At 53.9% G+C, this 22,859-nt stretch carries 22 protein-coding genes and 1 pseudogene; 14 read left to right on the top strand and 9 right to left on the bottom strand.

Annotated elements, in window-relative coordinates:
* The first annotated feature begins 49 nt into the window (after positions 1-49).
* Positions 50-1,717, top strand: coding sequence for a BCCT family transporter (locus tag AB4P91_RS19235; RefSeq protein WP_150687312.1), 1,668 nt, complete (start codon positions 50-52; stop codon positions 1,715-1,717).
* Between the two features lie 86 nt (positions 1,718-1,803).
* Complete coding sequence (locus AB4P91_RS19230) at positions 1,804-2,940, top strand: mechanosensitive ion channel family protein (protein WP_150687311.1); 1,137 nt, start codon at positions 1,804-1,806, stop codon at positions 2,938-2,940.
* Positions 2,941-3,047: 107 nt separating this feature from the next.
* On the opposite strand, the gene AB4P91_RS19225 is transcribed toward AB4P91_RS19230, so the two are convergent.
* From AB4P91_RS19225 to nhaA, 3 genes are all read right to left on the bottom strand, one after another.
* Complete coding sequence (locus tag AB4P91_RS19225; protein ID WP_150687310.1) at positions 3,048-3,767, bottom strand: 3'-5' exonuclease; 720 nt, start codon at positions 3,765-3,767, stop codon at positions 3,048-3,050.
* Positions 3,764-5,644 (bottom strand): DUF294 nucleotidyltransferase-like domain-containing protein, encoded by a 1,881-nt coding sequence (locus AB4P91_RS19220; RefSeq protein WP_150687309.1) that lies wholly within the window; start codon positions 5,642-5,644, stop codon positions 3,764-3,766. Before AB4P91_RS19220 ends, AB4P91_RS19225 begins: the two co-directional genes overlap by 4 nt.
* A gap of 507 nt (positions 5,645-6,151) precedes the next feature.
* A complete protein-coding gene (gene nhaA / locus AB4P91_RS19215; RefSeq protein ID WP_150687308.1) occupies positions 6,152-7,525 on the bottom strand; it encodes a Na+/H+ antiporter NhaA in 1,374 nt (457 codons plus the stop codon).
* A gap of 429 nt (positions 7,526-7,954) precedes the next feature.
* Here nhaA and AB4P91_RS19210 point away from each other — a divergent pair, with 429 nt between their 5' ends.
* The 4 genes from AB4P91_RS19210 to AB4P91_RS19195 all read left to right on the top strand — a co-directional run bounded on the left by AB4P91_RS19210 (position 7,955) and on the right by AB4P91_RS19195 (position 11,918).
* Positions 7,955-8,389: a hypothetical protein gene (locus tag AB4P91_RS19210; protein ID WP_395603417.1), complete on the top strand. Its 435-nt coding sequence runs from the start codon at positions 7,955-7,957 to the stop codon at positions 8,387-8,389.
* Positions 8,386-9,846, top strand: coding sequence for an ATPase domain-containing protein (locus AB4P91_RS19205; RefSeq protein ID WP_150591846.1), 1,461 nt, complete (start codon positions 8,386-8,388; stop codon positions 9,844-9,846). Before AB4P91_RS19210 ends, AB4P91_RS19205 begins: the two co-directional genes overlap by 4 nt.
* Positions 9,847-9,856: 10 nt before the next feature.
* The gene (locus tag AB4P91_RS19200; protein ID WP_150591847.1) at positions 9,857-10,882 is read left to right on the top strand and encodes a sensor histidine kinase KdpD; all 1,026 of its coding nucleotides are present in this window, start codon (positions 9,857-9,859) and stop codon (positions 10,880-10,882) included.
* Positions 10,883-11,054: 172 nt separating this feature from the next.
* On the top strand, positions 11,055-11,918 hold the full coding sequence (locus tag AB4P91_RS19195; RefSeq protein WP_150591848.1) for a sensor domain-containing diguanylate cyclase: 864 nt from the start codon (positions 11,055-11,057) through the stop codon (positions 11,916-11,918).
* A gap of 11 nt (positions 11,919-11,929) precedes the next feature.
* On the opposite strand, the pseudogene AB4P91_RS19190 reads toward AB4P91_RS19195, so the two are convergent.
* A pseudogene (locus AB4P91_RS19190) lies at positions 11,930-12,019 on the bottom strand (DUF190 domain-containing protein); the annotation flags it as partial.
* A 172-nt stretch (positions 12,020-12,191) separates the two neighbouring features.
* Between AB4P91_RS19190 and AB4P91_RS19185 the strand changes: the two are divergent.
* Positions 12,192-13,634, top strand: coding sequence for an ATPase domain-containing protein (locus tag AB4P91_RS19185; RefSeq protein ID WP_191623987.1), 1,443 nt, complete (start codon positions 12,192-12,194; stop codon positions 13,632-13,634).
* 23 nt (positions 13,635-13,657) lie between these two features.
* On the top strand, positions 13,658-14,029 hold the full coding sequence (locus AB4P91_RS19180; protein ID WP_150596379.1) for a response regulator: 372 nt from the start codon (positions 13,658-13,660) through the stop codon (positions 14,027-14,029).
* A 243-nt stretch (positions 14,030-14,272) separates the two neighbouring features.
* On the opposite strand, the gene umuC is transcribed toward AB4P91_RS19180, so the two are convergent.
* Both umuC and AB4P91_RS19170 read right to left on the bottom strand, forming a co-directional pair.
* The gene (gene umuC / locus AB4P91_RS19175; RefSeq protein WP_150591850.1) at positions 14,273-15,553 is read right to left on the bottom strand and encodes a translesion error-prone DNA polymerase V subunit UmuC; all 1,281 of its coding nucleotides are present in this window, start codon (positions 15,551-15,553) and stop codon (positions 14,273-14,275) included.
* Positions 15,540-15,971, bottom strand: a complete 432-nt coding sequence (locus AB4P91_RS19170) for a LexA family transcriptional regulator (protein WP_150591851.1) — start codon at positions 15,969-15,971, stop codon at positions 15,540-15,542. The genes umuC and AB4P91_RS19170 overlap by 14 nt, the downstream gene beginning before the upstream one ends.
* Before the next feature lie 97 nt (positions 15,972-16,068).
* On the opposite strand from AB4P91_RS19170, the gene AB4P91_RS19165 reads away from it, so the two are divergent.
* The 4 genes from AB4P91_RS19165 (at position 16,069) to AB4P91_RS19150 (ending at position 19,221) form a co-directional block, all read left to right on the top strand.
* On the top strand, positions 16,069-16,779 hold the full coding sequence (locus AB4P91_RS19165; protein ID WP_395604981.1) for an SOS response-associated peptidase: 711 nt from the start codon (positions 16,069-16,071) through the stop codon (positions 16,777-16,779).
* A 140-nt stretch (positions 16,780-16,919) separates the two neighbouring features.
* On the top strand, positions 16,920-17,225 hold the full coding sequence (locus AB4P91_RS19160) for a hypothetical protein (protein ID WP_150591853.1): 306 nt from the start codon (positions 16,920-16,922) through the stop codon (positions 17,223-17,225).
* Positions 17,226-17,307: 82 nt separating this feature from the next.
* Positions 17,308-17,673 (top strand): histone-like nucleoid-structuring protein, MvaT/MvaU family, encoded by a 366-nt coding sequence (locus AB4P91_RS19155; protein WP_150591854.1) that lies wholly within the window; start codon positions 17,308-17,310, stop codon positions 17,671-17,673.
* Positions 17,674-17,955: 282 nt separating this feature from the next.
* A complete protein-coding gene (locus AB4P91_RS19150) occupies positions 17,956-19,221 on the top strand; it encodes an APC family permease (protein WP_150596447.1) in 1,266 nt (421 codons plus the stop codon).
* A 216-nt stretch (positions 19,222-19,437) separates the two neighbouring features.
* Here the strand turns inward: AB4P91_RS19150 and AB4P91_RS19145 are convergent, their stop codons facing one another.
* The gene (locus AB4P91_RS19145; protein WP_395603416.1) at positions 19,438-20,112 is read right to left on the bottom strand and encodes an HAD family hydrolase; all 675 of its coding nucleotides are present in this window, start codon (positions 20,110-20,112) and stop codon (positions 19,438-19,440) included.
* An 86-nt stretch (positions 20,113-20,198) separates the two neighbouring features.
* A complete protein-coding gene (locus AB4P91_RS19140) occupies positions 20,199-20,381 on the bottom strand; it encodes a hypothetical protein (protein WP_395603415.1) in 183 nt (60 codons plus the stop codon).
* 257 nt (positions 20,382-20,638) lie between these two features.
* Between AB4P91_RS19140 and AB4P91_RS19135 the strand changes: the two genes are divergently transcribed.
* Positions 20,639-21,130 (top strand): cupin domain-containing protein, encoded by a 492-nt coding sequence (locus AB4P91_RS19135; RefSeq protein WP_191627771.1) that lies wholly within the window; start codon positions 20,639-20,641, stop codon positions 21,128-21,130.
* A complete protein-coding gene (locus tag AB4P91_RS19130) occupies positions 21,127-21,915 on the top strand; it encodes a carboxymuconolactone decarboxylase family protein (RefSeq protein WP_395603414.1) in 789 nt (262 codons plus the stop codon). The genes AB4P91_RS19135 and AB4P91_RS19130 overlap by 4 nt, the downstream gene beginning before the upstream one ends.
* Before the next feature lie 5 nt (positions 21,916-21,920).
* On the opposite strand, the gene AB4P91_RS19125 is transcribed toward AB4P91_RS19130, so the two are convergent.
* Positions 21,921-22,835: a LysR family transcriptional regulator gene (locus tag AB4P91_RS19125; RefSeq protein WP_395603413.1), complete on the bottom strand. Its 915-nt coding sequence runs from the start codon at positions 22,833-22,835 to the stop codon at positions 21,921-21,923.
* Between the last annotated feature and the right edge of the window lie 24 nt (positions 22,836-22,859).

The raw sequence follows: 22,859 nt of genomic DNA, 5'->3' as shown, positions 1-22,859 counted from the left end.
GGCTAACGGCCATTGCACGTTACAGCGTGCCACAACCAAGGAGGCTCTTATGGGCCGATCACCTAGCGATGATCTACCGGAAAAACCTCATCAAAGCAGTGAGGATGGCATTCCTGCTCCTAGCGGAGCTGCCAATCTGATCGACACCGACTATGTCATCGGGCAAGACAATATCAAGGGTGAGTTTTCGTTCTCCCTCGATATTCACGGCAAAGTGTTCATCATTTCAGCCGCAACAATCCTGTTATTCGTGATTTTGACGCTCGCACTTCAAAATGAGGTTGAGCCGCTGTTTAGTTCTATCCGAAATTGGTTAACTGGCAATCTCGCCTGGCTGTTCATGAGCATCGCAAACATATTTGTGGTGCTCTGCATCGTGCTGATTTTTTCCCCGCTGGGAAAGGTTCGTTTGGGCGGTAGAGATGCTAAACCAGACCATAGCTATGTGGGCTGGTTCTCGATGCTCTTCGCCGCGGGAATGGGCATCGGCTTGATGTTCTACGGCGTGGCCGAACCTATGTCGCATTACCAGGCGTCCATGGGCGGTGTGACCGTCGATGCAAGTGGTGTGCGCACCGACTGGGCACCGTTAGGGGGAGCAGCGGGTGATGCAAAGGCCTCCGCCGACTTGGCGATGGCTGCCACTATCTTCCACTGGGGACTCCATCCCTGGGCGATATACGCAATTGTTGCCTTATCCTTGGCGTTGTTCTCTTACAACAAAGGCTTACCGCTCTCCATACGGTCGATCTTCTATCCATTGCTAGGCGAGCGAGTCTGGGGATGGCCGGGGCACATGATCGATATCCTGGCGGTATTTGCCACCTTGTTTGGACTGGCGACCTCCTTGGGGATAGGAGCAGAGCAGGCAGCAGCAGGGATTGAATATCTCTTCGGTATTGAGTCGACGAATCTAAGCAAGGTGGTGCTGATCGTTGGTATCACCTTAATTGCGCTCTGGTCGGTACTTGCTGGCTTGGACAAGGGCGTCAAGTTGCTGTCTCAAATCAATATGGGCCTCGCATTGCTGTTGCTGGTGTTCATCATTGTTGTTGGGCCGACCTTGGCGATTTTCACTGGATTCTTTAAAAATCTGGTGACGTATGCTGAGTACCTTCCGGCACTTTCCAACCCTTTCGGACGCACTGACACTGAATTCACTCAAGGCTGGACTGCATTTTATTGGGCATGGTGGATTAGCTGGTCTCCCTTTGTGGGGATGTTCATTGCCCGCGTCAGCCGTGGCCGAACAGTCAGAGAGTTCCTGATCTCGGTCTTGCTGGTTCCAACCGTGGTATCGGTATTGTGGATGACGACTTTTGGCGGGACTGCCATTGACCAGGCTACCGTACAAAACCTGGTTGGCGTCAAGGATGCTGTGTTGGAACTGAAGCTGTTCGCGATGCTGGGAGAACTACCTCTCAAGGAAATTACTTCGTTCCTGGGCATTGTTCTTGTCATTGTGTTTTTTATCACCTCCTCGGACTCTGGTTCCCTGGTCATTGATACGATCACAGCAGGGGGCAAGGTCGATGCGCCTGTTCCGCAGCGTGTATTCTGGGCTGTCATCGAGGGAGTGATTGCCATTGCGCTACTGTTGGGCGGCGGTCTTGTGGCGCTGCAGGCTATGGCTGTATCGACGGGCCTGCCTTTCGCACTCGTTCTGGCGCTTGGTTGCGTTTCCCTGGTGAAAGGGCTGATGTCCGAGCCCCGCTGAAGCTCGGGGCTGAGCGACCGTTAATCCTTCAATAACCCGCCAAGCACAACTGCTGGCGGGTTAAACCTCGGATAAATGAGGTCAGAATGTTTCAAGAAGTTGTTAGCTTTTTCATCACGTACGAGTTTTTGGGGATTTCGTTAGCCAACTGGGCTTTCGCTGTTGTGTTGGCAACCATAAGCTTTGTATTCGCGAGAACCTTGATCGGTGTCTTTCTGAGGAAACTTCGAAAGATATCAGCATCACCCAATGCACCTATTAGCCGTATTGCAGTCGTAGTGCTTTCAGGAACGAGCAATACGCTTTTACTGCTTGCATCGATACTCATTGGTGTAGGTGTGCTCGACCTGCCAGAGCGTTGGCTTGTACGAGTCAGCAGCCTCTGGTTCGTTGTCGCTGCTTTGCAGGTCGGCCTCTGGGCAAATCGCGCTTCTGCGTTGGCTTTAGCCCAATACTTCAAACGGCACAGTGCCTCTGAAACATTTCAGGGGAGCGCGTTGGCGACGTTAAGCTTGTGGGGAGCAAAGGTCTTCTTATGGGTCGTGGTTGTGCTGGCGATGCTTTCAAACGTCGGCGTAAACATTACAGCTTTCGTCGCCAGTTTAGGGGTAGGCGGCATCGCTATAGCCTTGGCAATGCAGAATATTCTAGGGGACGTATTCGCTTCGCTATCCATTGCGGTAGATAAACCGTTTGAGGTAGGCGATTTCATCGTTGTGGGCTCATTGTCTGGCACCGTCGAGCATGTAGGATTGAAGACAACGCGGATTCGTAGCCTTGGCGGTGAACAAATCGTTATGGCTAACGCGGACATGATCGGAAGTACCATACAGAATTACAAACGGCTTCTAGAGCGCAGGATCGTTTTTGAGATAGCCCTGAATTATGGTTGTTCCGCGCAGCAGGTAAGGGAAGTACCGCAACGAATCGAGCATATTATCAGGCAGCAAAAGAAGGCCCGATTTGACCGATGCCATTTTCGTAGTTTTGGGGAGAGCGCTCTAGAATTTGAGGTGGTCTACATTGTTTTAGACCCAAGTTACAACGTCTACATGGATATTCAGCAGGACATAAACTTAGAAATAATGGACGCCTTTAACGAGATAGGTGTCAGCTTTGCACTGCCATCGCGCACCGTTTACGTTGCATCGATTCCCGGTGGCGAGATGCCTGTGGGGCGTAGCAAAGAAGTGGCGATGAGGACTTCCGAGCACTCGACATAAAAGCCTGCTCAGACGTATGGAATCATGCATACCACCTGACAGAATTTCGAGGCTTTGAGAAGCCTAGCGCCAAGGCATTTCTGGCGACCCCGCTTGGTGCCGGGTCGTCAGTCCCATAGCGCGCCAATAGGTGACGCTGATGAATAATGGGTAGCTATCTGCGCTTGTAGCAGTTCAGCGGTAGCGAGGGCATCGGTTAACGCATGATGCCCTTGATAGGCTGGAAGGTTATAGCGCGTGCGGCTGTCGGCCAATCGTATGGATGTTTTCGGACGGCGCAAGAGCCTGGCAATCCAACCCTGCTTTTGCCGATGCATCCTGGCTTCCAATTGCATCGTGTCTACGACCGGAAACCTCAGGCCTTCTCCGAGGTGCCTACGCAGTGCTGCATCAAGAAACTCACGCTCGATATTGCGGTAATGGACGACAATCACCTTGCCGGCCATGGCCTGCAGAAGCGGTTCCAGCACCTCAGGGAGTGAGGGAGCATTCAAAATCTCAGCGTGGGTAATATGGTGGAAGGTGACTGACTTTTCATTCAGTTCGGATGATGGATTTAGCACCCAGTACGCTGCCTTGCTGCAATAGATGCGCTTCAAGGTGAACGGTACCAAACCGATGCTGACAATACTGTGAGCCTGGGCATTGAGCCCGGTTGTCTCCACGTCCATTGCAAGAAATTCCACGCTTTCAATCAGGGTTTGTGGTGAGACAACGCCCGTCTTATAAAACGTTCTCAAGCAAGAATTAGCCGACTTCTGCGCCAATTCCCGGAACACATCTGGCCAGTCCGCCGGGTAATCCGATTGCACCTTGGCCTCATTCATTTTGAGGTGCGGCCCTTTGCCGGGTAGCGAAAGCGCAAAAAGTTCTGGCCGTTACTCAAGACTTGGAAGGCCTCTTTGAGATTGTGTCGCTCGCTATTAGAGAAGCGTTCAGGCTCGATATAGTTATTGGGCGTTTCTCCTTGCTCCAGGGCCTCTACCTGATGCCGGATCCGCACCATGGAGAGGAATTCCAGCGCATAACGCAGGTGCTTCAGTGCTTCGGGCGGCATGATATTAGCGCTAGTGATTTCATCAATACGATCAAACGAGTTCTGCGCGGTACTGCCGCAAGCTAGCGAATGGATGCGAATGAGGTCGGTGAGCGGGGCGGTACCGCGACCTTTGAGGTTGATGATTCTCTTCTGTTGCCCATCTGTTTCGACGACAAATGTACGAAAGAATCCCAACGGGGGTGTCCGGTTGAGCGCAATCCTGGCCATGGCATTGAGAAATCCGGGATGTCGACTGGATTTTTGAGCACACAGGACTTTGAGTTCCTGCACCAGCGAGAGCTCGCCAAATACGCCATCCAGATCGAAAAAAATGCAGCTATTGAGTAAGGTTGTCGGGTTTGGCTTCTCGATCCACTGATCAAAATAGCTGCGCCAAACTTTCAAAGGCTGGCGCCATTGATCGTTGGTCGCCATGATCCCGCCCTTACAGTAGCTGTACCCACACGCGGCGAGGCCATCGCACACAAACGATGCAAGGCTGCGGAAATATGCATCATGCGAGGAGGGGTCGAATCGATCGTCCAGCACCAAAGCGTTATCTTGATCGCTTATCAGCAGTTGCTCATCGCGCGCCATCGAGCCGAGTACCATGAAGCAATAAGGTACTGGTGGAGGGCCCAGCTTTTTTTCCGCAAGTTCCAGCAGGCGTTGCGTGAAAGCTCTGCCGATACCAGAGATAGCGCTGCCGATCATGTGCGCGGTCGCACCATCTCGCACCATGCGGATGTACGTTCCTCGCAGGTCTCGTAAGAGCGACTTCAGACCGTCGACCGACGTCTGGTTAGATATTCTGTTGACCAGGTACAAGCTACTGTGGGACTCGTACCGAATAATATCTGACAGGTTAATTACGCCAATCGGGCGGCCCTGGTTGAGAACCGGCAGGTGATGGATATTGCGGCGTAACATCACAAGCATGGCTTCAAACCCTGAATCATCAGCATTTATGGCCACTGGATCTGTAGTCATAATGTCGCTGATGAGTGTTTCACCGGCATTCTTTCCGGCAGCGACGACCCGCGTGCGAAGATCCCTGTCGGTCACAATGCCCTGAGTGTCTCCTGCCTGCAGCCCCGCTGGCGACATGACCACGACGCAAGCAACGCGTTGTTCGGTCATTAGCCTTGCAGCCTCGCGAACGGTGGTATCCGATGTAACCCACACTAGCGAGCGTGACAGCAAGGCTCGGCATTTGAGCTGGATCAGTTCGCTCGACCGCCCTTGCGCCTCGACAGCAGACTTGAGCCTGGAGTGCCCTTCAGCTTCAACGAAATCCGCAAAGGCGTCATGCTGTGCGCATAGATCGGCAAAGACGTCTGCGGGGATATAGTAAATCAGGCTGTCTTCAAGTGCTCTCGCAGGAAAACGTACTTTGTTGCTGCGTAAAAGCCCTGCCTGGCCAAAGATATCGCCTTCGACAAGCCGGTTGTAGAGTTCACCGTTGCGTCGATAAATCTCTACGGCTCCGCTGCGAACATAGTGCAAATCCTGGATAACTTCGCCAGCTTCCAGGATGTCGCTGCCGGCTTTGAAATAGCGCACATCCACTCGCCGTGCCGTAGCGTCTACTGACTCTCTAGGCAGCTTGTCAAATGGAGCAAAACGGTAGAGATGGTCGCTAATCTCCTGCATCTCGGCTTGCATGGAACCTCGGTATGTTAGGCAAGGGTCAGATCGCCAATAGGTGTATGTCGAAAGTTTATGATGGCCGAAAGGGTATCAGATAGGTCCTTAAGGATCATAAGATTAAGGCAATCGTGCCCATGGATATGGCAGCTGATATCAGGCTTTCATGCCTTGCACACGCCGGAGCTATCGCTGGTGGAGTCCACTGTAGAACACATAATGAGCTGAAAGGTCTATATGGCCAGATGGTGGGCGAAGCCGCGAAGGTAAGAATGCTGGCACTAGACCAGCCACCCTTGCGGGTGCCCGACGCGACCCCCGCCCATAACACTTGAACCGAGGAGGGTATTCTCGTAGAAGTCAATGTGAATGACTTTTGGACTGCTTAACAACAGCCTGAGATTAGCCCTGATTTTCGGACTGTCGACAAGGAATTTGATACAAAAATTATCATGACCTATTGGCTAATCACGTTTCTCAGTAACCCGTTTTTGGATAAAAAACGCGGTGCGCGCCAACCAGGGATCATGCGCTGTTTACCTTGGATTTTTTGCCCTTGATTAATCGCCGCATCCAAATCCAGCTCAGGCCTAATACTGCGGCGGCACCGGAAGCGCACAAGACGCTCAACTTTGATGCGGCTAGCAGGGCCGGATCGTCAAATGCCAGAGATGCGATGAAAATCGACATGGTGAAGCCAATCCCCGCAAGCAGGCCTACCAAAACGATTCCAGCCCAGCCTACGTCAGAAGGAAGCTCACACCACTTCAGTTTCAAAAGAACGTAGGACGAGAGAATAACGCCTAATGGTTTTCCGACAACCAATGCCAGTATCACCGCTATAAATACATTTTGTGATAGCGAGCTTTCAAGGTCGGCTCCTGCGAAACTAACGCCGGCATTTGCTAATGCGAAAAGTGGCATGATACCGAAGGCGACCCATGGATGGAGTGTTGCTTGAATACGCTGCACAGGCGAAAGGATCTCCCTTTGGGCCTGCTGTATTTCTTTCAGAGGCTTAGTGACCGAGTGATCTGACGTATCATTTGAAGAGAATCGGTCTAACAATTCGTGAAAGTTTCGCTGAATAATATCTAGCGGTCGTTCTGTCATTGGCATAGAGCGCACCGGACTCAAGAGCCCAAGAATCACGCCCGCCAGTGTTGGATGAACGCCTGTTTTCAGCAAGCCGTACCAAATGATGGCGCCCGGCAATACATAGGGGATCATCATGCCAACGCCCATCCGCTGGAACATGAAAATCATCAACAATCCGCCCGCAGCAATTGCCACCCCATCAAGATTCAAATTAGAAGTATAAAATACTGCGATTATAAGAATGGCGACAATGTCATCAATGATTGCTAACGCTAAGAGCAATACCCTTACACCTCCGGGTATGGACTTCCCCAGTAAGGCAAGTACTCCTACAGCGAAAGCGATATCTGTTGCAGTTGGCACAGCCCAGCCATCACTGGCTTCTGTGCCATGATTGATGGCAATGTAGATCAACGCTGGAACCAGTACGCCGCCTAATGCCGCACCCAGTGGAAGCAAAGCCATTCTAATATTCGCTAAGGCTCCATCATGGATTTCATGACGTATCTCAGCACCGACGACTAGAAAAAAAATTGTCATCAACCCATCATTCACGAGGAAATGAAGCGATTGGGATAAGCTGACGTCACCAAAACTAATAGTGAGCCTGGTATGCCAAAAGTGTTCATAGCTCGCAGAAAAAGAACTGTTTGCCCAGGCTAAAGCCGCTATAGCTGCAATTAAGAGAGCAATCCCGCTGACCGCTTCAATGTGCGAAAAACGCTGAAGAGCAGCAAGTGCTTTTTCTGTGAGTACTTGAGGGCGGGGGATAGACGGAGAAGGGGAGTTATTTTCGGGCACTGAAATTCTCCGATGGCGGCCCGACCAACGTTACGATTAACCTGCCCTGCGCGTAATACAGCAGGACACCCGCTGTGATGGTATGAATCTATGCGCCTCGGCGCAAATCTTTTGCGTTAGTGTTCAGCCGTTAAGCGCTTCGATTGCCCACATCCATTTTCGAGCCCAAGGCGCTTATGTCTTGTTCGCACGCGCGGTTCACCACCTTCCGATACACGTTTTGCAAGGCTGCTCACTCTCAGTGAGGCGAGGAAAGGGTGGGGCGTCACGCTAGGGGTAGAGCCAAGACTCCCTGCCATTGAGCTTGTTCACCAACCATTTCTTGTTTCGTCACCATTTACTGTCGCATTTGTAATGTTGCATCCAAGGGACTCAATAGTTCGCTTGAGGGTGTACCATCAGACTCTGCTCATCAGATATCAGTCAGCCATGTCCACGCTTAGCGAAGAGAGCCGCCGGATCGTAGCTTCTCTGGCGCAGGGTGTCGGTCTTAATGCTGACACTGCAAGCATCGCCGAGGCGATTGTTGCGAAATTGCAGGCTATGGACGCCGCCCTTGCGCCGATTATTGGCCAGCAAGGGGTTGTCGCCCTGTACCGGCGCAGTTTACATCTGTGTGTTTCTGCTCATCCGCATCTCTCCGGCACCTATGACAGTCTGCCGGCCGCGATGGATCTTATTGCCCTTAAATCCGTACTCGTCGAGCAGCAGGACACCGAAGCCCTGTTTTGTGGTGAAGTGTTGCTGACTACTTTCTACGAGCTTCTGACCACACTGATCGGGCCCTCGCTCACCGCTAGTTTGCTTCGTGGCGTGTGGGAACCTTCTTTGAGCGACACCCCCTCGCAGGAAAATTCGCCATGAGCACCAAAGTGACTATCAACCGTCTGGCCACCGGCGTGCCTGGACTGGACGAGGTGCTGGGTGGAGGATTGCCGGAATTTTCGTTCAATCTGATTGCCGGCCCTCCTGGTTGCGGCAAGACCACGCTGGCCCACCAGATGATGTTTGCCCTGGCAACACCTGAACGCCCGGCGCTGTTCTTTACCGTCCTGGGTGAACCGCCATTGAAGATGCTGCGTTATCAGCAGCAATTCGACTTTTTCGACAGCGAAGCGATCAACCAGTCGATCCGTTACATCAACCTGGCCGACGATACCCTGGCCGGGGACTTGGACGAGGTGCTGCGGCGCATCGTCAGCGAAGTCGAAGCGCATTCGCCGGCCCTGGTGTTTGTCGATTCGTTCCGCTCCGTGGTGCTGGCCAGCCAGACCCAGGACAACCCCAATAACAACCTTCCGCAGTTCGTTCAGCAACTGGGCATGCTGATGACGACGTGGCAAGCGACGACGTTCCTCATCGGCGAGTATTTCACTGAAACCGACACCAACCCGATTTTCACCGTGGCCGATGGCCTGATCTGGCTTCGACAAAGCGTTCAACGCAACTCCATGGTACGCAAGCTGGAAATCATGAAGATGCGCGGCCAACCGACGTTGCCGGGCCTGCACACCTTCCGCATTGCAACTTCCGGGATCAAGGTTTTCGCACCCGTAATAGCTGGCCCGTTTGATACACCGCTGGAATCACCGATCAAGCGCTTGAGCATGGGGGTTACGCGGCTCGACGAAATGCTCGGGGGCGGTCTGCCTCGGGGCTATTCGTTGCTGGTGGCCGGGCCATCGGGCTCAGGTAAAAGCATCCTCGCGGCGACCTTCCTCGCCGAAGGCGCGCGCAATGGCGAAACCGGCGTGATCGCAGTATTCGAACAACGGCCCAATCACTCGCAGAATGCGACCCTGTCGGGTTTGATTGCGAGCGGGCAGGTCGGTCTGGTGGATAGTCGCGCTCCCGATCTTTCGATTGACGAAATTGTCCAGCTGTTGCTCGGCGAGATCACCCGGCTGAACGCCACTCGCGTGGTCATCGACTCGCTGTCGGGCTTCGAACTGGCACTGGCGCCGACCTTTCGCGAGGATTTTCGCGAGTCGCTGTCGCGCATGGTCACGGCGCTGACCAATTCCGGGGTCAGTGTATTGATGACCTCGGAGCTGGAAGATCGCTACACCGATCTGCGTTTCAGCCCTTACGGCACGGCGTTTCTGACGGATGCAATCATCGTCCAGCGCTATATTGAGGTGGAGAGCCGGTTGCTGCGCATCATGGCCGTGGTCAAGGTTCGCGCCAGTGCGCACTCTGATGAGTTACGCCAGTACTTCATTGATGATAGCGGCCTACACATCGGTGACATGTTGCCGGAGCAGGAAGGTTTGCTCGGCGGGCGACCGACAAGGCAGGTTTTGAGCAAGGTCGATCGATGAGCGAACAATGATGAGTGAGGCCAGCGGCAAGAATGAACAGGCTTTGGCCACTGCTGCACGCGAGCTGTTCCTCCTGGGCCGCAAAACGGTCGCGGCTCGGGCGGCACTCGCGGCGCTGCACAAGGAACTCAGCGAAGCCAACAGCCAGCTTGTTGATGCCTTGCAAGTCGAGCAACTTATTGAGGCCAATCAGCAGTTAGTGCTGGCAATTTTATCGGCGCAGTCGGATGTTGAAAATCAGAAAAATGCTCAGGCAAAACAGCAGCTGTACTTGGAAATGCGTGAAGCCAACGAGCGATTGGTGATAGCAGCGCTTAGCGCCCAAGATTTACAAGTTGCAGCTGAACAGGCACTGGAGCAGCAGCGCAATATCCTTTCTATAGTGGCCCACGAGCTGCGAAATCCACTGACGCCCATCAGCATGATTGCTGGCCGCCTGGTGCGAATTCCTCGCGAAGAATTGCCACGCATGCAGCTATTGATTGAAGGCCAGGTACAGCGGATGTCCCGACTGGTGGAAGATTTGCTCGACATTGCTCGCGCTACCACCGGTAAATTTCGCCTGAACTTCCAGGTTACTAACATGGCTGACATCATTAGTGACGCAATAGCGATCTTCACTCCGGTCATGCTCGCTCACGGCTTGAGTTTCACCTCAGAACGCTTGGAATCTCGTTTAGCGGTGAACGGCGATCCTGTAAGGCTGACGCAGATTCTTGATAATTTGCTGGGTAACGCGGCCAAATACACGCCGAAGGGTGGCACTGTCACACTTGCCGTTTGCGTTGAAGCCAATCTGCTGGAAGTTCGCATTCGTGATTCCGGCATTGGTATCTCAGCCAAAGCACTGCCTTTCATCTTTGAGCCGTTTGTCCAGGATGAACATGCAGTGAGTTTCAATGGCGCAGGCTTAGGCATTGGTTTGACGGTGGTGCGAGAGTTGGTTGAAGCCCATAGTGGAACAGTGACCGGCACAAGTGCGGGGGAAGGCAAGGGAAGCGAATTCGTCGTGAAAATACCGCTGCTAAATCCTTAGCTTTTCTTTTGCCTCAGCCAATAAAAACCTGATGGTCACAGACGCTTCCCAGTACCCCTGGGAGCTTTCAGCGAGCGCGTACAGACGGGATTCCACTTCTCCCAAGATTCCTCGCAGCCCACCCTACAAATCGGGATATGATCGCGCTCAACGACTCAGACCCACATGACCTATGGCCATCGATCTTCAAGCGCTTTACCCCAAACTGATCCACCTGATGTTGGATACCGTTTTTGTGGTTGATGAAAGCGACCACATTGTTTTTGTGAGTGATGCCTGTAAGGCCCTGTTGGGCTATCTCCCTGAAGAGCTGATGGGCACCAGTATCACCCGCTATATGCATCCTGAAGATTTGGATGCGACGCGAGCGTCGATTTCCCGGGTCATGAATGGGCAACCTCATTTCGATTTCCGCAACCGTTACATCCGCAAGGATGGGGCAGTCGTGTACATCCTGTGGGCTGCATTCTGGTCGGAGGAGGTCGGTGCCAGGATCGGGGTCGCAAGAAACGTTACAGCTTTAGCTAAAGCCGAGGAGGAGTTACGCTTCCTCGCTCATCACGATCCGCTGACGAAATTAACCAATCGGTCGCTCTTTAGTGATCGACTGATATCTGCACTGCAGACGGCGCAGCGCCACGGTAATGAGCTGGCTCTGCTGTTTTTGGACATAAATGACTTCAAGAGTATCAATGATGTCCATGGTCACGCAGCGGGAGACAGGGTTCTGTGCATTGTGGCCCAGCGTCTAAAAAGCTGTGTGCGTGAGACAGACACCGTGGCTCGCATTGGCGGCGATGAATTCACGGTGCTGCTAACAGACGTCCAGTCCAGAGACACGATTTCCAAAAAGCTAGAGCAGATTCACAACGTCATGGCTGAGCCCCTGGGCCCTGAGTTCGGCACACTCAAGATGCCATTGTGCAGTATTGGCGTTGCCTACTATCCCGAGCACGGAAATGATGCCGATACACTGCTCACCCATTCGGACAGTGAAATGTACCGAATGAAGAGGTATCGCTCTTTGGAGAGCTAAGCGTGAGGCTCTGAATGTTGCTGTCCGGTATGTCCAAACCCTTCAATTCCAGTGCAGAGTGTGGCGCCGCGTAACTCCATCTCTTTAGCCACATCGACGATCCCTTCGCAGCGCCTGCCGATGATTCAAGCTTCTCCAAGCAATCAACCCGAGTCAGGCGACCAGCCTGTTGTCAGTAAACGCATGCCACTCATTACTGCATTGGCCCAGAGCGAAAATGGCGTTAGCATTCCACCATTCGGCTTAAACAGCCTGTTTTCAGATCAGGGTCGCATTGTGGAAAAGCTAAAACGCCTCGAAAGTGGAATCGAAGGGCTCGACGCTCTGCTCAAGGGCGGGCTGGTAGCGGGCTCCTCATACATAATCCAAGGGCGCCCAGGGTCTGGAAAAACGATCTTGGCCAACCAGCTTGGGTTCCATCACGCGCAAAAGGGTGGGCGGGTTCTAGTCGCAACACTGCTGGCCGAGTCACATGATCGCCTTTTTCAATTTCTTTCGACTCTGAGCTTCTTCGACTCTTCCAAAGTCGGGGCTGAAATCCAGTTTGTCAGCGCATTCGATACTTTGGAAAACGAAGGTTTGGATGAAGTCGTGAAGCTGCTTCGGCGTGAGATAAGCCGTCAGAAGGCCACCGTTATGGTGGTGGACGGCTTGCTGAATGCGCGTTCAAAAGCGGATTCCCATATCGACACCAAGAAATTCATCTCTGAGTTGCAAGGGCATGCCGCGTTCGCTGGTTGCACGGTGCTGTTTCTAACCAGTTCTCGCCTTGACGATGGCAGTCCTGAGCACACGATGGTTGATGGCGTGATTGAGATGGGCGAAGAGTTGTATGGCACTCGTTCGGTGCGTCGAATTCAGCTGCGTAAAACTCGCGGCAGCGGAGCAATGACCGGCCTTCACGAGTGTGAAATTACCGACAATGGCCTGGTTGTTTATCCACGGCTCGAAAGTCTTTACAGCCATCCGTCCTCTCCCGACAGCGCCGACATGACGCGCATCGCCAGTGGCATTGAATCGCTGGACGACATATTGGGCGGAGGCCTGCACAGTTCCAGTGTGTCTCTGGTCATAGGCCCCTCCGGGATTGGTAAAACGACGCTGGGCCTCAAATTCCTGGCCCAGTCGACTGTGGAAGCGCCGGGCCTGCATTTCGGCTTCTACGAAAGCCCACAACGGTTGCGACTCAAGGGCCAGTCACTGGGCATCGATTTAAAAAGCATGGAAGACAGCGGCGCACTGACCATTGCATGGCAACCCACCACAGAGGGCCTCCTGGATGGTTTGGGCGCACGACTACTGAATCTCGTTGAAGAAAAGGGCATCAAGCGCCTGTTTATCGATAGCCTGAGCGGTATGACGCGAGTCTCGACAAATCCGGCGCGGATTACTGACTTCTTCAGTGCACTGATGAACGAGCTGCGATCCAGGGGGGTTACCGTGTTTGCCTCTTGGGAAATGCGCGATCTTTTTGGCTCCGAGGTCAGCGCACCGAATTCTGACCTGTCCAGTATCGTCGACAATCTGATGCTCATGCGGTTCTCTGAGAATCATTCTGAACTTAGCAGGACGCTCTCCATTCTTAAAATACGAGACAGCTCCTACGATCCTTCGCGATTTGTGGTCGTGATTCGTGATCAAGATGTTTTCCTGGAAAAGGCTTCAAGACGTGAACCATCAGTTCCCGCTGAGTCATCGCCCGGTTCGATTTCTTAAGCTTGTGAGTGGGTTGAATTAACATGTCCACCATCCTGGTCGTCGACGACGAGTATTTGATCGCTGACATTCTCAGCTTTGCGCTTGAGGATGAGGGGTTCATGGTGGTGACGGCCAGCAATGGTCGAAAAGGGCTCGAGGTACTGGATAGAGAACGACCTGCCTTGATCATTACCGACTTCATGATGCCGGTCATGGACGGCCTGGAATTCGCCACCGCCGTTCGAGCTCTCCCTTCAGCTGGTCAATTGCCGATCATCTTGATGAGCGGCGCTCAGGCACATATTGGTATGCAAAGATCAGATTTGTTTGATGCCGTATTGGCAAAACCATTCGACATCGACTTGATCATCGCCGAAGTCAAAAAGCTCTTGGCTGCTGAATCGCGGGACTAAATCAGCTTTCAAGCAAGTGGAAGTCTTCCCGTTCTGTTCTGCGACGCCTTGTCGTATCGGTTTTACAGACAGTGGGCGTAATCCTTGGGGTTGACGGGCAAATCAGTTCGGCTGGAGCCAAGGAGGAGGTATAGGCGCTGATCGCTTTGGGTTCTACGAGGAAAACCAAGACTGAGCCCTTCTGGTCGTAGGCAGTCGTTATGACGCACCGCTCACGATAGATTCAGCGCGCCCCACCCCCGGCTACCTAGCCTTTACCGTCCACAACTGATCTACCTTCGTCGTGTAGCTCTGACTCATCAGGTCGCGACGCATCGCCCATCCAGGTGCCGCAGGTACGCTGGCCAGCCGCACAACTCCCTTTCCCCAACGGCCATTGATCTCATCCAGAACACTCATCACTTTGTCAGCCATCGCAGGCTGAGACTGGGCGAATAGGTCATCGGTGAATTCGCCAGGCTGACGTAGATCCATTAGCAGAACCTCCGCTTTGCTGTACTTGAAGCCCGGTCGATACAGACGATTGACGGCTTCGGTCGCAGCCTTGGTCATGAGTCGAACATCATTTGTCGGGTAGGGGAGTTCGACCAGTGCGCCGTTCGCATACTTCGCTTCTTCGGGATTAAACATGCCTGTCCTGATGCTCACGCGGATCTTCTTGCACAGCGAGTTTTGCGCCCGAAGCTTTTCCGCTGCGCGCTGGGTATAGGTCGCAACTGCCTCCTTGATAGGTTCTATCTGTGTGAGGCGGGTTCCGAACATACGGCTACAGCAGATTTCCTGCTTGGGTGGTTCAGTTTCACCCAATTCCAAACATGGGGTGCCGGCCAGCTCGCGAGCGGTCTTTTCGATCACTACGCTGAATTTCTGGCGAAGCATTGTCGGGTCGGCTTTCGCCAAATCCATGGCCGTCTTGATGCCCATCACTTCCAGGTGAGCTTTCATGCGCCTGCCGATTCCCCAGACTACTCCAACATCGGTGTTGCGCAGCGTCCAGTCGCGTTTGAACGCATCGCAGAGATCAACCACGCCGCCGGTGACATCCAGCAGCCTTTTGGCGGTATGGTTCGCGAGCTTGGCCAAGGTTTTGGTGCGGGCAATACCCACTCCGACCGGGATACCCGTTCGCTTGAGAAGGGTGGAGCGCATGTGTCGACCAAATGCCGACAAATCTCCGGGAATACCCGTCAGATCGGCAAACGCCTCATCAATGCTATAGACCTCGAGCGCTGGCACCATCGATTCGATGATCGTCATAACGCGTTCGCTCATGTCGCCGTACAAAGCGTAATTACTGCTGAAGGCCACGATTCCATGCCGGCGCAGATGGTCTTTGATCTGGAAGTACGGCTGGCCCATTTTCACGAAAGGCTTGGCGTCATAGCTGCGCGCGATCACACAGCCGTCGTTGTTGGACAGCACCACGATGGGTGTCTTCGCCAGGTCGGGTCTGAAGACGCGCTCGCAGCTCGCGTAGAAGCTGTTGCAGTCAATCAGTGCAAAGACGGGCTCACGTGTTGTCATGATCGCGCACGCTGTATTTCACCACACCCCAGATCACCAGTTCATCGCCTTCCATGACGTGTCTTGCCGGGTATTTTGGGTTCTCCGATAAAAGCATCACGGCCTTCTCGCGCAGCAGCAGACGCTTGCAGAACGGCTCCGAGTTCAGCGCCGCGATGACGATATCGCCACTGACCGCATCAACGCTGCGATCAACGACCACCAGATCTCCTGAATAGATGCCGGCGCCCTGCATGCTGTCTCCATCAATTCTCACCAGGTACACATGCGGCGCGCGGATATCGAACAGCTCATCGAGGGAGATGTGCTTTTCGATGTGATCAGCCGCTGGTGAGGGGAAACCCGCCGGCACCCTGGATGAATAGAGGGGCAGTTTCCTGCCGCCAGATGCGAGAGGGCCGAGAATGGTGATGCTCATGATGCAAGCCTTAGGGGTTGACTGTACGTATATACAGTTAACGATTTGGTTCACTTGCGGTCAATCTCTTAGGTACGACAATTCGACGGGTGACATCATGTGCGGACGCTATTCGATCTACGAATCGATGGATCACTACCTCAAGGAGCTTGCGCCAAAGCAGCTGGTGATCAATGGCTATGACCTCTGGCCTGTCGAGCGTTACAACGTCGCGCCTTCTACGCGGGTGGAGATTATCCGGCCAGCGGGAGAGGGCTTGAGTGTCGATAAGGTTAAATGGGGATGGGCGCCGTTCTGGGCGAAGGGAAAGCGTCCTGACCCGATAAACGCTAGGGTCGAGACCGTCATCACCGGGAAGTTTTTTAATCAGCTCTGGCCAAATGGTCGCGTACTCGCGCCGGCAAACGGCTGGTTTGAATGGGTTAAAGACCCTGATGATGCAAAGAAAAAGCAGCCCTATTTCATCACGTTGAAAGAGCAGATTCCGATGTTCTTTGCGGGTCTGGCTGAGGTGCACGAAGGGCTGGAGCCGGATGATCGAGACGGCTTTGTGATCATCACCGCTGCGAGTGATGAGGGCATGGTCGATATCCATGACCGCAAACCCTTGGTCTTAGCGCCTGAGCACGCCCGCGAATGGATAGATCCCGACACGTCACCGGAACGAGCTCGCGAACTGGCAATGGAGCACTGCAGGCCTGCGACGGATTTTCATTGGTACAAAGTGGGCAAGGAGGTGGGTAACGTGCGTAATCAGGGCCCGCATTTGATTCAGCCCCGGTCACTGACCGAAGGCGCCGATGACTGATTACAGACGCAGTCTGAAAGTCAGCAACTCGATCCGGGACGTGTTTAATAAACCTTGGCGGGTGTGAGCTGCCGACATTTGGAACGACCTCCTGTGCCCGTAAGTCTACCTGTATCTGCTTATTGGTAAGGTACAGAGCAATGGATAAGACAATCACCGTCGATCAACTGGCGACCACCGACCTGAGATCAATCAACGAGATATGGCTCGGCGAGACCCATACGCAGCTATGCCTATGGCGTGGCGAACAAGTTTTTACGCACGAGATGATGAGCGAGGGCACCCACGATCAGAATGTTCGACGTTTGTGCTTGCAATTGGTCAACCCTGACGATCAAGCCGCCGTTGTCAGCGTTGAGTTGATCGTGCGCGAACAGCTAAAAAGGATGGGGAAGGAGGGCGAGTTTTATCCAGCCGAGGAGGCGGATACTCATCAATCCAGGTGAAAGACCTCAGGCGCCACTCCTTGTAAGTGCGCCCCGTGATTTATGGTGTAACCTCTAGGTATTACTCACATCGAGAATTTCCATGTCCAAACTTGCCGAATTCCGCCAACTTGAAAAACACCTCGCCGAACAACTCCAAGCGCTCGAAAACCTCAAGGGTGATGCAGGCCTCAAGAAAGAAATCGAGTTCGAAACGAAGCTGCGTGATTTGCTCGCAAAATACGGCTACAGCCTGAAAGACGTGATCAACCTGCTAGATCCACAAGCAGGCCGTCGCGCTCCGACCGCAGAGTCCAAAGCCGGCAGTCGCAAGCCTCGCCAGTTGAAGGTCTATAAAAATCCGCACACCGGTGAAGTCGTAGAAACCAAGGGTGGCAATCACAAGACGTTGAAAGATTGGAAAGCTGAACACGGCTCCGCGACCGTCGAGTCCTGGCTGACCAAGTGATTTTGGTTTGAATACAAAAGGGCCTGCTAGGGCCCTTTTTTGTTATCGTTTTTTAGTCAACTTGAGTGTAACTACGTAGCTCTGTTCAGATTGTAGGAGCGGCGCCTTCTTCCCGACACGTTGCCAAGATATGTGAACTTTAGACACCGGCAAATTTCCATTGCTTGAAAGTAAGCGACCTGGCGACTAGCTGGGGATGCGCTGTTGAAACCTCAAGCCAGGAAGTTGAACGTGAACACCTCTCCCCAGAAGACCTCGCTGCGCCGCGCTGTCACCGGCCCTATGCTTTTTCTGTTTATTCTCGGAGATGTACTCGGGGCGGGCGTTTATGCGCTCGCCGGGACAATTGCGGGGGAGGTAGGTGGCGCAATATGGGTGCCCCTGCTAATCGCCCTGTTCTTCGCGATGCTGACTGCAGGTTCTTACGCAGAGCTGGTGACAAAATATCCGCACGCGGGCGCCGCTTCGGTTTTCGCTGAGAAAGCGTTCCGTTCTCCGCTCATTTCTTTTCTCGTTGGCTTTTGCATGCTATCTGCGGCTGTCACGAGCGCGGCGGGTTTATCGTTGGCCTTTGCGGGTGATTACCTGGCGGCGTTCATCCATGTACCGCCTCACATCGCAGCCTTACTGTTCCTTCTCGTTATCGCGCTATTAAATGCGAGGGGTATTAAAGAGTCTTTGGGAGCCAACCTGGTGATGACAGTCATTGAGCTGTCAGGTCTTCTTTTGGTCGTTGTTGCCGCTGCCTGGTATTTCCGTACAGGCGAAGCGGATTTGGGCCGCAGCCTGGAGTTCAAACCGGGGATCAGCCCGATGTTAGCCGTTTTGGGCGCGGCATTAATCGCCTTCTATTCTTTTGTAGGATTCGAAACATCCGCCAATCTCGCGGAAGAAATCCGAGACGTTCGAAAAGTGTACCCGCGCGCATTATTTGCCGCATTGCTAACCGCCGGAGTCGTCTACATGGCTGTCGGAGTCGCGGCATCTTCCGTACTGCCCATGGAAAAACTAGTGGCGACCTCGGCTCCTCTTCTTGAAGTGGTTCGGGCGTCAGGTTTAAACATTCCGCCTCGCGTCTTCGCCTTCATTGCACTGATCGCGGTAGCCAACGGCGCACTGTTAACCATGATAATGGCGAGTCGCCTTACCTATGGCATGGCCTGCCTTGGACTGTTGCCGGGCGCTTTGAGAAAGGTGCTGCCTCGGCGACGCACCCCCTGGATCGCGGTCATCGCTACCACCCTTGTAGCAATCGCACTCACGCTGACGGGAACGCTGGCTACATTGGCCGAAACCGTTGTCCTGCTCCTGCTGTTTGTATTTCTCAGTACTAATTTGTCTGTGTTAATCCTGCGCCGTGACGAGGTTGCGGAAAATCACTTTCGGGTGCCGACGTGGGTTCCGGTACTTGCTATCGTCTCTTGCCTGGTACTGCTCAGTCAGCAAAGTCTGGAAACTTGGATGCGGGGAGGGGGCTTGATTCTGATAGGCATACTGCTTTTTGTCTGTTCAAGAGTGGCACTGCCGGCGCCAGTGGAGCCTGGCTGATCCTGTAAGCGCTTTCCCTGTCTATCGCAGCGTAAACTTGTCGAAGTTCTAGGAGTGCCGGGTGGGCGCAGTTGTATCGGGTGCGTCCAATGCTTCGGATCGTCGATTCTAAAGAGCACTGGAACAACACCCGATCAATCGTCTGGCATGGCTGCATGCGTGAACGTCGCGTTTAGGGAGGAGCACACCCACTCCATCCGCGTGCCTGCACATGGCTCACGGACGGGAAGCAACCTCGTCCAGGTGCTGCAGCAGTGCCAGCGGATCCTCGTAGACTCGCAGTGCACCGGCACGTTCAAGCTCTCCAGTGTCGTAACCCCCTGAAAGCAGCCCTATACCGGTGGCCTTACAGCGGCGTGCGGCAAGCATGTCCCAGACGGCGTCGCCGATTACCAGGCAATCTTCGATGGGTACATTGAGTTTGCTTGCAGCGGCGAGGAATAGGTCTGGATCGGGCTTGCCATACTTGACGTCATCACGGGTGATGAGGTTGACCTCCGCGATATCCAAGCCTAATGCTTTCAGATTTATCGCTGCGGTGTCCATGCCACCGCTGGTCGCAATACACCACTTGAGCTGGTCGCGGTTTAACGTATCGAGAAGCTCGACGGCGCCGGGGAGAGCGCTTATCTGTCCCTGCAGATCCTTATAAGCTTCATCATGTTTATCGCTCAGCCTTTTAGCCTGATCTGGTTTGATCTCCACGCCGGTTTCACGGGCTAACATCTTAAGCATCAGCCCGCCGCTCATACCGATCTTTCTATGAATTCGCCACATAGCCAATGGAATGTCTTCGGAATCCAGTGCTGTCTTCCACGCAAAGACATTCTGGTAAACGCTATCAGTCAATGTGCCATCCAGATCAAATATGAATGAGGTTTGCTGGCGCATGCGGGTTACCTCCCCAAAAATTAAAGTGCAAACGATAGAAGCTGTATTTGAAATGCCGATCGCGGCTATATCAAAGGAAAACCTGGTTAGTCCTTGAGTCTCTCGAGGTCGGCTGGGCCAGGTTCTACACGTGGTTCGTCGCCAAAAAATTGATCGTCCCTAACCACCCGCTCGTCATCTGTTAAACCTGTATCTGGCGGGTCTGAGTCGAGAGCGGGATCCTTCTCGTCTTTACGCTTCGCTGGGGAAACCAAGTTTTTGTCAGGCATTGCGTGTCTCCTTGCGTCTCGAAATGTAAAGCGCTCAATTTTTCGAAAGCATGTGCCCTGACTCGTTCAGTCTTTCGCGAAAAGCAAACACCCTGTTCCATAGATTGCCACCACAGAACCTGAGTTCGATCTAGCCGTACATGAATGGGCGTATTGTTGAGTTCGGCTCATCGGAGCATCAACCCAACAGCCGGTAGTTGAATGCACTGAGATCAATTAGGTTGGTCGCAACTCTATTGATTCAGCAAGGAGCTACCATGCGCCAAAGAGCGATCCTGCCTTTCGTCACCCTGTTGGCCACCGTCGCATTTAACGTCTGCGCTGCTGACGCTTCCCCTGAGTCATCCATGACTATTGTGAGAAATGGTGAGCAGGCATCGATAATCGGGGCGCCCGCGAACTTTGTGGGCAATGCACGCATTGATCCGCTCTTCGCCGCACACGTACCGTCGAACGTCTCGGCAGCGTATGTGACCTTTCAGCCGGGCGCGCGATCGATGTGGCACACCCACCCACTGGGACAAATGCTGGTAGTCACGACGGGTACTGGATGGGTTCAACAAGAGGCCGTTGATAAACAGGTTATCAAGCCTGGAGACGTCATCTGGACTCCCCCGGGCGTCAAGCACTGGCACGGCGCGACGAGCACGACCGGCGTAACTCACATGGCCATTCAAGAGGCGCTTGACGGCAAAAATGTTGAGTGGCTTGAGCCTGTCACCGACGCCCAGTACGGCGCTTCATTATGATTATTCGCACATTTGCAGTAGCAACATTAGCGATGTGTTTGTCTGCATGCGCCACCCCTCAGGGGGCGCCGACTGAGGAAATTTCTGACATGCCTGTTTCAGCTGATATACACGCGACATCTCCGGTAATGGCTCACAACGCCGACAGCCTTCTGCTTGGTGAGGTCTGGAAACGCTCGGAGCTGTCTGCCCGCGACCGCAGCCTGGCGACGGTAGCCGTCCTGATTGCCAAAGGTCAGACAGCCGAGCTGGCCGCTCACCTGGATCTGGCGTTGAAGAATGGCGTGACGCCTTTGGAGTTGTCCGAGACGATCAACCATCTCGCGTTTTATTCGGGGTGGGGGAATGCCGCTGGCGCGGCGTCGATTGCCAAAGGGGTCTTTGATCAGCACGGAATAGACTCTGATCAACTGGCGCCGGTGTCGCCCGTCCTGCTGCCGATCGATCAGGCCGCTGAAGACGCACGCGTTGCGGCTGTCGACAAATCCGTTGGCCCGGTGTCGCCCGGATTGGTGCAGTACACCACCAGTGCGTTGTTCAACGATCTGTGGCTGCGCCCGGGCCTTGCGCCCCGAGACCGCAGCCTGATTACGGTCACGACGTTAGTGGCAAACGGTCAGGTGGCGCAGATCGGTTACCACCTCAACCGTGCGATGGACAATGGTCTGACGCAGACCGAAGCCTCCGAATTGCTCTCACACCTCGCGTTCTATGCGGGCTGGCCTAACGCATTTTCGGCGGTGCCGGTGTTTGGCGAGGTCTTCAGCAAGCGGCAGGCGAGCTGAACTCGCTACGGGAGTGGCCCCATGGGTTCGAGTTCGCGGATGAGGTCAATGAGCAGGCGAAGGCCTACAGGCACTTGTCGGAAGTTTGAGTAATAGATGTGAAAACCCGGATCGTGATGAGTCCAGTCCTCGAGGACTCGCCGTAGGGAGCCTTCCGCGATCTGGCGCTCGACGACCCACGCCGGAACATACATCAAACCGGCGCCGCGCATTGCCATCGCTACACCGACACGTGTCTCATCGATAGTGATGGCGCCTGGCGCATCTACCTCCAACGATTGACCTTCTTTCGAGAATTGCCAGTGGTAGATGCGTGCATTGCCCAGTCGAATGCGTAAACAGCGATGGTGATGCAGGTCTTCCGGATGTATCGGCGCACCAAATCGCGCAAGATAATCAGGCGCGCCAACGACTGCCCAGGCGACATCGGGTGAGAGTCGTTGCGCGATCATGTCTTCGGGAACCGTGCCGCCGAAACGAATCCCGGCATCATGGCCGTCGCCGATCACATCGACCATTCGATTGGTGACGGTGAGGTCGACTTCAATATCCGGATAACGATCAACAAAAACCGGGAGCACGGGGCCCAACAGCAGTTTTGCGCCGTCGCTCAAGACGTTCAGGCGGATTCGCCCGGCGGGCTCATCACGGAGGCGGTTGAGGGTTTCCAGCGCTTGGCCGATGTCATTCACTGGAGCGCTGATCAGTCCCTGCAACTCCTCGCCTGCAGCCGTGAGGGTCACGCTGCGGGTGGTGCGATTGAGCAGGCGAACGCCAAGCCGGGTTTCCAGTCCTTTGATGGCATGGCTTAGCGCTGACGCGCTGATTCCTACTTCCAAACCTGCTTTTCTGAAGCTTTGATGCCGAGCGATGGCAAGGAAGTAAACAATATCTGCCAGGTTCGTGCGGCTGAGTTGCATGGATGACTCCGAAGCCTAGAGCGG

It is taken from the genome of Pseudomonas sp. B21128 (assembly GCF_044218865.1).
GTDB lineage: Bacteria > Pseudomonadota > Gammaproteobacteria > Pseudomonadales > Pseudomonadaceae > Aquipseudomonas > Aquipseudomonas iridis.
Note: the sequence above shows the minus strand (reverse complement) of the source record. Positions and strands in the feature narration are given on the sequence as shown.